This window comes from Caulobacter sp. 17J65-9 (assembly GCF_010975005.1).
Classification (GTDB): domain Bacteria; phylum Pseudomonadota; class Alphaproteobacteria; order Caulobacterales; family Caulobacteraceae; genus 17J80-11.
In genome coordinates, this window is sequence record NZ_JAAIVC010000134.1 from 1 (window position 1) to 11105 (window position 11105).

The 11105-nt window shown below is 69.7% G+C and carries 10 protein-coding genes and 1 tRNA gene; 6 read left to right on the forward strand and 5 right to left on the reverse strand.

All coding sequences use genetic code 11. The features are described from left to right. Nucleotides 1-451, forward strand: a 451-nt coding sequence (locus G3573_RS16530) for a hypothetical protein (RefSeq protein ID WP_205598306.1), incomplete at its 5' end; no start/stop codon positions are given. On the opposite strand, the gene G3573_RS16535 is transcribed toward G3573_RS16530, so the two are convergent. The 3 genes from G3573_RS16535 to G3573_RS16545 form a co-directional block, all read right to left on the reverse strand. Continuing rightward, nucleotides 448-1374: a hypothetical protein gene (locus G3573_RS16535; RefSeq protein WP_163262618.1), complete on the reverse strand. Its 927-nt coding sequence runs from the start codon at nt 1372-1374 to the stop codon at nt 448-450. The two genes, G3573_RS16530 and G3573_RS16535, sit on opposite strands and share 4 nt — an antisense overlap. Nucleotides 1375-1509: 135 nt before the next feature. Then, complete coding sequence (tig, locus tag G3573_RS16540; protein ID WP_163262620.1) at nt 1510-2856, reverse strand: trigger factor; 1347 nt, start codon at nt 2854-2856, stop codon at nt 1510-1512. 172 nt (nt 2857-3028) lie between these two features. Continuing rightward, nucleotides 3029-3113, reverse strand: a tRNA-Leu gene (locus G3573_RS16545). A 183-nt stretch (nt 3114-3296) separates the two neighbouring features. Here G3573_RS16545 and G3573_RS16550 point away from each other — a divergent pair. Then, entirely contained in the window at nt 3297-4109 is an 813-nt protein-coding gene (locus G3573_RS16550; protein ID WP_163262622.1) for an FkbM family methyltransferase, read from the forward strand. 148 nt (nt 4110-4257) lie between these two features. Beyond that, nucleotides 4258-5553 (forward strand): Nramp family divalent metal transporter, encoded by a 1296-nt coding sequence (locus G3573_RS16555; protein WP_205598307.1) that lies wholly within the window; start codon nt 4258-4260, stop codon nt 5551-5553. Nucleotides 5554-5556: 3 nt separating this feature from the next. On the opposite strand, the gene G3573_RS16560 is transcribed toward G3573_RS16555, so the two are convergent. Both G3573_RS16560 and G3573_RS16565 read right to left on the reverse strand, forming a co-directional pair. Then, a complete protein-coding gene (locus G3573_RS16560; RefSeq protein ID WP_346427405.1) occupies nt 5557-6630 on the reverse strand; it encodes a mechanosensitive ion channel domain-containing protein in 1074 nt (357 codons plus the stop codon). 52 nt (nt 6631-6682) lie between these two features. After that, on the reverse strand, nt 6683-8149 hold the full coding sequence (locus tag G3573_RS16565) for an NAD(P)H-hydrate dehydratase (RefSeq protein WP_163262626.1): 1467 nt from the start codon (nt 8147-8149) through the stop codon (nt 6683-6685). Between the two features lie 189 nt (nt 8150-8338). Between G3573_RS16565 and G3573_RS16570 the strand changes: the two genes are divergently transcribed. The 3 genes from G3573_RS16570 to G3573_RS16580 all read left to right on the forward strand — a co-directional run bounded on the left by G3573_RS16570 (nt 8339) and on the right by G3573_RS16580 (nt 10863). Continuing rightward, a complete protein-coding gene (locus G3573_RS16570; RefSeq protein WP_163262628.1) occupies nt 8339-8677 on the forward strand; it encodes a P-II family nitrogen regulator in 339 nt (112 codons plus the stop codon). A gap of 62 nt (nt 8678-8739) precedes the next feature. After that, nucleotides 8740-10146: a type I glutamate--ammonia ligase gene (glnA, locus tag G3573_RS16575; RefSeq protein ID WP_163262630.1), complete on the forward strand. Its 1407-nt coding sequence runs from the start codon at nt 8740-8742 to the stop codon at nt 10144-10146. A gap of 132 nt (nt 10147-10278) precedes the next feature. Further along, nucleotides 10279-10863, forward strand: a complete 585-nt coding sequence (locus G3573_RS16580) for a DUF805 domain-containing protein (protein ID WP_163262633.1) — start codon at nt 10279-10281, stop codon at nt 10861-10863. Nucleotides 10864-11105: the final 242 nt, after the last annotated feature.

Sequence of the window (11105 nt, forward strand, 5' to 3'; positions counted from 1 at the left end):
GCCCAATGCCGCCCACGCGGAGGCCGCGCCGGAGCCGGCCGTCCTGGCCGCCGCGCCCCATCCGGCCGCTCGCGCACACGCCCCGCCGCCTGCCCATCCGCGACTCGCGCGAGGGGCGCGCGCGGTCCAGCGCGGCTCCGCGGTCGCCGGCGTGCTCAGCAATCTCGCGCCCTGGCTGACCCGTTATTCGCTGGCCCCGGTGGCGGCGATCGGGGCGCTGTCGGCCGGCATGACCGAGCTGCGCAGCCTGGTGCCGGACGCCGAGGCGCTGGAGCGGGTCTCGACCGCCGGGCTCGCCTCCGCCCTTCAGCCGGCCTACGACTGGGTGATCCGCACCGTGCCGGACGAAACCACGCGCATGCTGGCGCTCGGCGCCCTGGTCTGGGTGCTGGTCGCCGCGGTGCTGCGCCGCCGGCACACGGCCGAGGCGCGGGCCAGGAGCGCCGACTAGCGCTTGTCGCCCTTGGCGGGCGCCTCGTCCCCGCCCCGCTTCAGGCGCCGCGTGATCGAACTGCGCTGGCTGCGCAGGTTCGGCGCGTCGGCGCGCGCGCCGTACAGCCCCTGCAGATAGGCCTGGTCCCAGTCCGTCAGGCCCGACGGGCCGGGCTGGCCGGCGGCCCGCTCGCTGAAGAGGTTCAGGATGGTCGGGGATCCGCTGGTCTGGGCGTGCGGATCCAGTTGGGCCAGCGAGACCATGGCCAGATAGCTGGACAGGGCGTCATAGCTCACGCCTTGGGCCATCTTCGCGTCGACGACCACCAGGACGCCGGCGAACTCCTCCTGCACGGTCGACTTCAGCCGGCTGTCGGACACGCCGCGGATGATCATGCCGCCGTTTCGCACATGGCTGACCGGCTGGCCGCCGGACGGCGTGGTGGTCGACACGTGCCACCAGCGCACCGGGCGCTTCTCGTGCAGGAACTCGCCGAAGGCCTTGGTCCCGGCGGAGCTGAGGTTGTCGTCCGAATAGGGCCGGACCGCCAGGGCGGCCTGGTGCGCCGTCTCCAGCTCCGTCATCAGCAGGTCCACGTCGTCGGCGACCACGATCAGGATGTCCGGTCGGCAGCCCGGCTTGTCGACCTCCAGGCCCACCGAGCGGGCCACCTGGGCCAGGCGGTCGTTCAGGAACTCGCCGTACTTGCGCGGCAGGCCCATGGTCGCGGGGCAGATGGTGCGGTTCCAGCGCGACAGCCGCCGCTCCTTGGTCGGCTCGGAGATCGCCTGCACGAAATCGGAAATGGCCTTGGCGCGCGGTCCGGTGACCACGACGTCCTCGACCGTGGCCGGCGCGTCCTTGTCGGGCGCCGGCGCAGGGGGCTCCGCCGCCTGGGCGACCAGCAGCGCAAGCGCCGCTCCGACCATCCATCCCGCCATCACGCGCCCTCCCCGGCCCCTCGCCTGAGGAACAACGGTACGGCAGCGCCTGTGGCTTGGGAAGCCGCCCCCAAATGCGAAACGGGCCCGCCGTCGCCGGCGGGCCCGTTCCTGAATTCAGCCTCCGACCTCAGGTCAGGCCGACAGCTCTTCGTCTTCGAACAGCTCGTCCTTGGTGACCGTCTGGTCCGCGATCTTGGCCTTGCCGAAGATCATGTCGCAGACCTTCTCTTCGTAGATCGGGGCGCGCAGCTGGGCGGCGGCGTTCGGGTTCTGGCGGTAGAAGTCGAACACCTGACGCTCGCGGCCCGGGTACTGGCGGGCTTCGGCCATGATGGCGTTCGACAGCTCCTGGTCGGAGACGCCGACGTTGTTGCGGCGGCCGATCTCGGCCAGCACCAGACCCAGGCGCACGCGGCGCTCGGCGATCTTGCGGTACTCGGCCTTCAGCTCGTCTTCCGACTTGGCCGCGTCTTCGGCCGGCAGGCCGCCGCGGGCCTTGTCGGCTTCGACCTGGCTCCAGATGGCGCCGAACTCGGTCTCCACCATCTTGGCCGGCAGCTGGAAGTCGTGCTTGGCGTCCAGCACGTCCAGCAGGGCGCGCTTCAGCTTGAAGCGCGAGGCCGAGGCGTACTGCTGCTCGAGGTTGGTCTTCAGCGCGGTCTTCAGGGCGTCGAGGGTCTCGAAGCCGATCCGCTTGGCGAACTCCTCGTCGGCGTCGGCTTCCTTCGGCGCGCGGATTTCCTGGACGGTGACTTCGAACTCGGCCGCCTTACCGGCCAGGTGCTTGGCTTGGTAGGCTTCCGGGAAGGTCACGGCGACGGTCTTGGTCTCGCCGGCCTTGGCGCCCTTCAGCTGCTCTTCGAAGCCCGGGATGAACTGGCCCGAGCCCAGCACCAGCTGGGCGCCTTCGGCCGAACCGCCTTCGAAGGCTTCGCCGTCGATGCGGCCGACGAAGTCGATCACGACCATGTCGCCTTCAGCGGCCTTGGGCGACTTGCCGCCCTTGGCTTCGTAGGTCTTCGACTGCGAGGCCAGCTCCTTGAGCGCCTCGTCCACGTCGGCGTCCGACGCGGCGTAGGTCGGCTTGGTCAGCTCGATCGAGGCCGGGTCGATCGGCTCGAAGTCCGGCATGATCTCGACCGACATTTCGAAGGCGAGGTCTTCCTGGCCGGCCATGACCTTTTCCAGGTCCGACGACAGCTTCATCTCGGCCGGCGCGGCCGGACGGATGTTGGCGTCTTCCAGGGCCTTCTGGCTGGAGGTGTTGAGGGCTTCCTGGACGATCTCGCCCATCAGCTCCTTGCCGTACAGCTTGCGAACGTGCGCGGACGGCACCTTGCCCGGACGGAAGCCCTTCAGCTTCATGCGCGGGGTGACCTCGGCGATCTTCGCTTCGAGCTTCTGACCCAGGTCCTTGGCGGGGACCGTGATCTGCAGCACGCGGCTCAGACCTTCGTTCGACTTCTCAACGACCTGCATGGACTTTCAGCCTTCGGAACACGTCGCCAGGCCCTCGGCCCGACCGCCCTTCCGCCTTGTTTAGAAAAACCAAAGGCCGCCCTGTTCGGGCGGCGCGAGCGGCCCTTATGTCACGGCGCTTCGGGGTTCGTCAAAGCCCCTCCGACGAGGGGCGAAACAGCCCGAAAAACCCTGGTGCGGATGAGAGGGCTCGAACCTCCACGCCTCTCGGCGCTGGAACCTAAATCCAGTGCGTCTACCAGTTCCGCCACATCCGCACGCAGGGTCCGCCCTTATGAGTCGACCACTGCGGCAAGGCAAGCCCGCTGAGAGATCCGGAAACCGCATCGACGTCCACACAGCGGTCAGCGGCGACGGTGTTCTGCCCGGCCCCGTGCATCAGGCCGAGCGGCTCCCGACTCGGAAACCGGCGTGCTAAGACCACAACCGGAGGGCGCCAAATGACAAACGCACAAGCCAAAATCGTGCCGGGATTGGCCGTACAGTTGGGGGATCGCCCGCTTCAGGTCGTTGGCGCGCGACCGGAAATCGCGGACTTCTGGCGCGACGCGCAGGCCGGGCGCTGGGAAGACGCGACGCTTCGGTTTATCGACATCGCGACGGCTCGCCCTGGCTCCGTGCTGGTCGATGTCGGCGCGTGGATCGGACCGATTTCCCTGTACGCGGCGCCGCGGGTCGAGAAGGTCATCGCTCTGGAGCCGGACCCGGTGGCCCACCAGGAGTTGGCGGCGAACATCGAGGCGAACGTGAAGAACGTCGAGGTCTGGAACGCGGCGGTCGACCAAGCGCCCGGCGTCCTTAAGCTCTACGCTCCGGAAGGCTTCGGCGGCTCGGTCACCTCGTCGATCGGCAGCGGCGAGCCCATCGAAGTAAAGACGGTCACCTTCGACGACCTCGACGCCGCCGCCGGCGCGTCTCAGGCCATCCTGAAAGTCGATATCGAGGGACACGAGTTCCGCGTCATGGACGCCCTGATCGATTTCGCCTCGAGGCGCCGCGCCCCCACGCATCTGTCGCTTCATCCGCGCTCGATATGGTCGGAGCTGCGCAAATCCGGTGGTTGGCTGGCGGCCCGACGGGAGACGATGCGCGCCACCATGGACGCCATCGACAAGCTTCAGGTCGTCGGCCCGGTCCTCCTTTCGGAGACGGGCGGGCCAGCCACCAGGGCGGCCGTGTTCCGCCTGATCTACCTCAAGCGCCGGCCGAAAAACTTCAGCGTCGAGGTGCGCGAACCGCGTCAGGCGGCCTGACCGACACGGGCGCAAGGCGGCCCGCTTAGGCGCGATTGGCGCCGAGCCGGCTCCTTGGCGCCAACCGCCGCACCGGTGAACTCCCCGCCCCCTCGCCCGTTCGGTGCGGGGTCCGCTTCGCGGCCTGCGAGGAGCCCTGCGAGAGGCCATGACGCCGCGACCGCGCGAAATCCCGACCGAGCGGCGGCCCCGGAACGGGAAGAGCTTTCTCCGCGAACTCGGCCTGGGTGTGATCACCGGCGCGGCCGACGACGATCCCTCCGCCATCGGCACCTACGCCAGCGCCGGCGCCCGGTTCGGCCTGGGCTTCCTGTGGATCGCGCCGGTCCTGCTGCCGATGATGTACGTCGTCGTCTACCTGTCGGCGAAGATCGGCCAGGTCGGCGGCGAAGGCCTGTTCGCGGCCATCCGCGAGCGCTTTCCGCGCTGGGTACTCTATCCGACGCTGGTCTTCGCCTTCACCGGCAACGTCATCGAGGCGGCCGCCGACCTCGGCGGCATAGGCGCGGCGCTGAACCTGCTGGTCCCCATACCGATCCCCTGGATCGTGGCCGGCACGGCGGTGGTGGTCTTCGCCCTGCAGTACTTCGGCTCGTACGGCGTGCTGCGCGACACCTTCCGGTGGCTGGCCCTGGCCCTGCTGGCCTACATCGGCGCCGCCGTGCTGGCGCGGCCCGATCCGCTGGAGGTGCTGCGGGCGACCTTCGTGCCGCGGGTGGAATTCACCCAGGAGTTCCTGTCGCTGGTGGTGGCCTGCATCGGCACGTCGCTGTCGGCCTACATCTATACGTGGCAGTCGAACCAGGAGGTCGAGGAGGAGATCGCCCAGGGCCGGGTCAAGCTGTGGCAGAGGCGCGGCGCGACCCGGGAAGAGCTGCGCCGCACCCGCCGCGACGTGCTGATCGGCATGATCTTCTCCAACGTCATCCTCTATTTCATCATCCTGTCGACCGGCGCGACCCTGCACCCGGCCGGCCAGACCGAGGTGGCCACCGCCGCCCACGCCGCCGCCGCCCTGAAGCCGCTGGCCGGCGAGGCGGCCGGCCTGCTGTTCGCGCTGGGCGTGGTGGGCGTGGGCGTGATGGCGGTGCCGGTGATGACGGCCGGCGCGGCCTACGACCTGGTCCAGGCCTTCGGCCGCAAGGGAAGTCTGCAGGGCAAGCCGCGGGAATCGAAGCTGTTCTACGCCACCATCGCGGTGGTGACGGCGGTGGCGGTCGGGCTGAACTTCCTCGGCTTCAATCCGATGAAGGCGCTGGTCTGGTCGGGCATCGTCCAGGGCTTCTCGGTGCCGCCCCTGCTGCTTCTGATGATGCTGATGACCAACGACCGGCGGCTGATGGGCGAGCGGACCAACGGGCGCTTCACCAACGCGCTGGGCTGGACCACCACGGTCGTGACCTTCGCGGCGACCGCCGCCCTGGTCGCCACCTGGATTCTCTGAGCGTCAGGCGCGCGGCTTGTCGGGGGCGCCGCGGGCGGCCGCCTGCCGTTCGCGGTGCGCCTCGTCCTCGGCGGCCCGCCGCTCGGTCTCCACCCGGTCGATCGCAGCGCCGGCCACCAGATCGTTGGCGGCGTCGTTGTGGGCGGCCGGCGAAGGCGACGGCGCCGGCGCCGGGCGAGCCTCCTCGCGCTTGAGGCCCAGCGTCCGCAGGGCCGCGGCGCCCTCGCAGCCGAACAGTTCGCGCAGGCGCACGTCCATCTGCGGATACGGCACCTCGATGCCCGCCTCGCACAGGGCGTCGTCGATCGCCCAGGCGTAGGCCGCCTGCATGGCCTGGGGCCGCTTCACCGCCTCCAGGCCGGGCCAGACCACCAGCTCGAACTTCAGATAGCCGTCGCCATAGCCGAGCAGCCAGACCTGGGTGCGGCGCGCCTCGCTGTCCGGACGGGTGAAGGGCACGGCCTGGGCGGCGCCCAGCACCGCCTGGCGCACCCGGTCCTTGTCGGCGCCGAAGGCGACCTTGAAGGGCACGTGGATGCGCCGCGTTTCGCCCTTCAGCGTCCAGTTGGTCACCGTCCGCTCCACCAGGCGCGAGTTCGGCACCACCTCGTTGACGTTGTCGTTGTTGCGGATGCGCGTGGCGCGCGGGCCGATCTCCTGGACCACGCCGCTGACCCCGTTCTCCAGCTCGACATAGTCGCCGACCTGGATCAGCCGGTCGAACACGACGACCAGGCCGGAGACGAACTCCTTCACCACGCCCTGCAGGCCCAGGCCCACGCCGACGCCCAGCGCGCCGGCGAACACCGCCAGCGAGGTCAGGTCCAGCCCGAGCGTCGAGATCGCCACGACCACGCCGGTGATCACCACGCCGTAGGTGGCCACCTTCTCGACGATGTAGAGGAACGAGGCCGCGCCCAGCCAGCTGCGCGCCCGCAGCCGCCGCACGAAGTTGCGGACCAGCCGCGCCAGCACGGCGGCGCCCACGACGATCAGTACGGCCGTCAGCACGCCGCCGACGGTCAGCGCCGTGCCGCCCAGGGTCCCCAGGCGGAGCCCGGCAAGGTCCTGCACCACTTCAATCACGCCTGGGGAAATGCCGAAGCGGCCGTTCGCGATCCCGCCGGCCTCAGCGCGCCCCTCGCCAGAGCGCGTCCAGCACGCCCGGCAGCAGGTCCGGCAGGTCCTCCGCCGTCAGCCCCGGCCCGAAGCCCCGCGCCGCCTCGGCGTGCATCCACACGGCCGCGCTGGCGGCGTCGAAACTGTCCATGTTCTGGGCCAGCAGGGCGCCGATCACGCCGGCCAGCACGTCGCCGGAGCCGGCGGTGGCCAGCCACGGCGCCTCCACCGTGTTGACGCAGGCGCGCCCGTCCGGCGCCGCGACCACCGTGTCTGGCCCCTTCAGAACGACGATGGCCCCGGCCCGCTCGGCCGCCTTGCGCGCGGCGGTGATCCGCTCCGGAGAACCGGCCAAGAGGCCTGGGAAGACGCGTTCGAACTCGCCCGGGTGCGGGGTGAGCACGTCGTCGCGGTCCAGCTGGGCGAACAGCTCGCCGGGGTCGCCCCGGAAGACGGTCAGGGCGTCGGCGTCGATCACCAGGGCCGCGCCGGTGCGGGCCAGGGCCGCGAGGTTGGCGGCGGTCTCCTCGGTCACGCCGGCGGCGGGCCCGATCACGGCGGCGTCCAGCGGCTGGGCCGCCTGCTCCAGCTCCATGTCGGTCTCGAAGACGTTCAGCATCACCGCCTCGACATGGGCGGCGAGGATCGGCGCGGCCTCGGGCGCGCAGAAGATCCGCACCACGCCCGCGCCGGTGCGCAGGCCGGCGCGCGCCGCCAGCCGGGCCGCGCCGGTCTCGAACATGGCCCCGCTAATCACCCCCAGCCGGCCGCGCGCGTGCTTGTGCGCCTCCGGCTCGGGCCAGGGAAAGCGGGCCAGCCACAGGTCCGGACCGTTCTCGCAGAGCTGGGTCGAAGGCGTCGCCGCCTCCGGCACGCCGATATCGGCCACCACCACCTCGCCGCAGAGAACCCGGCCTTTGACAAGCACGTGGGCCGGCTTCTTGCGATGGAAGGTGACGGTCAGGGCGGCGCGCGGCGCGTAGCCCAACGCCTCGCCGGTGTCGCCGGCCAGGCCCGACGGCAGGTCGACCGCCACGATCGGCGCGCCCGCCGCCTCGGCCGCCTTCAGCACTTCGGCCACCGGATGCGCCAGCGGCCGCGACAGGCCGGCCCCGAACAGGGCGTCGACCACCACGCCCGCCTCGGCCACGACCTTCGGCTCGAGCGTCTCGACCGGCCCGATCCACAGCGTCCGGGCGCGCGCGGCGTCAGGCGTGGTCGGTTCGGCCAGGGCGGCCACGCGCACCGGCCAGCCCGCCTCGGCCAGGATATGGGCGGCCACATAGCCGTCGCCGCCGTTGTCGCCGGGCCCGCACAGCACCGCGACCGGCCGCGCCGTCCAGCGGGCGATGAGCTCGCGCGCCACCGCCCGTCCGGCGGCGCGCATCAGGGCGAAGCGCTCGACGCCCTGCTCCACCGCGCCGCGGTCGGCGGCGGCCGCCTCCGCCACGGTCAGGATCTCGCGTCCACGCCGCATCGCTGTTCCGCTCCGTCGAGAGGGTCGGGCCGTTCGAAAAAATGTGCCGGTACACGGACATGTTGCGCGGCTTTTGCGTCACGGCGCAAGAATCGTCCGGATTCCCACAGGGTAAGGCACGAAAGCCGCTTGCATTATGCTGCGGTGCGATGTTCGTTCGCGTCCCGGGTCGCCCTTCCCGGATTCGCCATGAAAAAGATTGAAGCTGTAATCAAGCCCTTCAAGCTCGACGAGGTGAAGGAGGCGCTTCAGGACATTGGCGTGCAAGGCATGACCGTCCTCGAAGCCAAGGGTTACGGCCGTCAGAAAGGGCACTCCGAGCTTTACCGCGGCGCCGAATACGTCGTGGACTTCCTGCCCAAGATCAAACTCGAAGTCGTCGTCCCCGACGACCTGCTGCCCACCGTGCTGGAGGCCATCCAGACGGCTGCGCGCACCGGCAAGATCGGGGACGGCAAGATCTTCGTCACCGACGTCCTGGACGTCATCCGCATTCGCACCGGCGAGACCGGACCCCAGGCTGTATAAGCCGGGGCCGCCAGACCGAGACCACCTCTTCCTCCCCTCCCCGAACCGCCAAGGACACCACCATGAGCCCCGCCGAACTCCTGAGAGAGATCAAGGAGAAAGAGGTCCGTTACGTCGACCTGCGCTTCACCGACCCGAAGGGCAAGCTGCAGCACGTGACCTTCGACATCGGCATGGTCGACGAGGAGTTCCTCACTGAAGGCACCATGTTCGACGGCTCCTCGATCGCCGGCTGGAAGGCGATCAACGAGTCCGACATGCTGCTGAAGCCGGATCTCGCGACCAGCTACATCGACCCTTTCTACCAGCAGACCACGCTGTTCCTGTTCTGCGACGTGCTGAACCCGGACACCGGCGAGCCCTACACCCGCGACCCGCGCTCCATGGCCAAGAAGGCCCTGGCCTACGTGCAGTCGGCCGGCGTGGGCGACACCGTCTACTTCGGCCCCGAGGCCGAGTTCTTCGTGTTCGACGACGTGCGCTGGTCGACCAACCCCGAGAACACCGGCTTCGCCTTCGACTCCGTCGAGCTGCCGGCCAACTCGGCCAAGGTCTATCCGGAAGGCAACATGGGCCATCGCCCGGGCCCGAAGGGCGGCTACTTCCCGGTCAACCCGGTGGACTCCGGCCAGGACCTGCGCGGTGAAATGCTGCAGGTGATGGGCGAGATGGGCCTGGAGCCCGAGAAGCACCACCACGAGGTCGCCCCGGCGCAACACGAGCTGGGCCTGAAGTTCAGCGACCTGATCACCATGGCCGACCGGATGCAGCTGTATAAGTACGTCGTCCACAACGTGGCGGCGGCTTACGGCAAGTCGGCGACCTTCATGCCGAAGCCGATGTTCGGCGACAACGGCTCGGGCATGCACGTGCACCAGTCGATCTGGAAGGCCGGCAAGCCGCTGTTCGCGGGCGACAAGTACGCCGGCCTGTCGGACATGTGCCTGTGGTACATCGGCGGCGTGATCAAGCACGCTAAGGCGATCAACGCCTTCGCCAACCCGACCACCAACTCCTACAAGCGCCTGGTGCCGGGCTACGAAGCCCCGGTGAAGCTGGCCTACTCGTCGCGCAACCGCTCGGCCTCGATCCGTATCCCCTACGTGTCGTCGCCGAAGGCCAAGCGCATCGAGGTCCGCTTCCCCGACCCGATGGGCAACCCGTACCTGACCTTCGTCGCCCTGCTGATGGCCGGCCTCGACGGCATCGAGAACCGCATCGATCCGGGCGCGGCGATGGACAAGAACCTGTACGACCTGCCGCCGCAGGAGCGGAAGAACGTCCCCGAGGTCTGCGGCTCGCTGCGCGAAGCCCTGGACTCGCTGGATAAGGACCGCGCCTTCCTCAAGAAGGGCGGCGTCATGGACGACGACTTCATCGACTCGTACATCGAGCTGAAGGAAGCCGAAGTCGTGCGCCTGCAGCTGCACCCGCACCCGGTCGAATTCGACATGTACTACAACGGCTAAGTCGCAAGACCTGGACGAACGGCGAGAAGGCCGCGGAGCGATCCGCGGCCTTTTTCGTGCGCGCCGACCGGCTTTGCAGTACGCCCGCCGCGTCGCTATCCATCCCTCCACGTGGAGTGGCGGGGGTGATTCATGAACGGCGTCGTTGCGAACCTGCGTAACCTGGGTGGCTTCCGGGGACGCGAGCGCCCCGGGCGGTTCTGGCCGTACGCCGCCTGCATGATCGCCCTGACCATGGTGGCGATGATGGCGGTCATGATCCCCGTAATGAACGACTTCTTCGCCAAGGCCGCCCGGCTCGCGGCCGAGAATCCCGACGCGGTGCACGTCCAGGCCGGCCCGGGCCACTATTCCGTGCAGGTCGAGGCCGGACACCCCGAAGCGCTCCCTGATTTCGGCCTGATGTTCGGCGGGATCGGCGCCGTGATCGTGATGGTCGTGGCGCTGCTCGCCGCCGCGGTGGCCCGGTGCCTGCACGACAGCGGCCTGCCGGGCTGGCTCGGCCTGCTGCCCCTGCCCTTCCTCGGCTTCGGCCTCGTCGCCATGCCGCGGGTGTTCGCAGAGGTCGCCAGCGCGCAGGAACCGGACCTGACGCCGGTGCTGCTGCTGTTCCTCAACAACATGATCTACATCGCCGCGCTCGGAACCCTGGTGCTGCTGCTGTGCCGGCGCAGCACCCCGGGACCGAACCGCTTCGGCGAGCCGGTCGACGCCTGAGGGCTCTGACGGTCGCTCGCTGCTTCCGCTTGCCCCGTCGCCCGCGGATCGCCATACGAGATCGTTTCCGAATCGCCGCAAAGTTCCGCGTATGGCCAAGGCCGCTCAAGAACCGTCGCTCTTCGACTTCGCCCCCGCCCAGCCCGCCGCCGAACCGGCGCCGGCCGCCGCGCCCGCGTCTGCGCCCGAGGCCGCGGCTCCAGCCGCGAAACCGGCCGCCGCTCAGGCGCCCGCCCCGACGG

Coding starts and splice junctions, on each gene's coding strand:
- G3573_RS16580 (WP_163262633.1), top strand. CDS start 10,279: ATGAACGGCGTCGTTGCGAACCTGCGTAACCTGGGTGGCTTCCGGGGA.
- G3573_RS16555 (WP_205598307.1), top strand. CDS start 4,258: ATGACGCCGCGACCGCGCGAAATCCCGACCGAGCGGCGGCCCCGGAAC.
- G3573_RS16550 (WP_163262622.1), top strand. CDS start 3,297: ATGACAAACGCACAAGCCAAAATCGTGCCGGGATTGGCCGTACAGTTG.
- G3573_RS16570 (WP_163262628.1), top strand. CDS start 8,339: ATGAAAAAGATTGAAGCTGTAATCAAGCCCTTCAAGCTCGACGAGGTG.
- glnA (WP_163262630.1), top strand. CDS start 8,740: ATGAGCCCCGCCGAACTCCTGAGAGAGATCAAGGAGAAAGAGGTCCGT.
- G3573_RS16565 (WP_163262626.1), bottom strand. CDS start 8,149: ATGCGGCGTGGACGCGAGATCCTGACCGTGGCGGAGGCGGCCGCCGCC.
- G3573_RS16535 (WP_163262618.1), bottom strand. CDS start 1,374: ATGGCGGGATGGATGGTCGGAGCGGCGCTTGCGCTGCTGGTCGCCCAG.
- tig (WP_163262620.1), bottom strand. CDS start 2,856: ATGCAGGTCGTTGAGAAGTCGAACGAAGGTCTGAGCCGCGTGCTGCAG.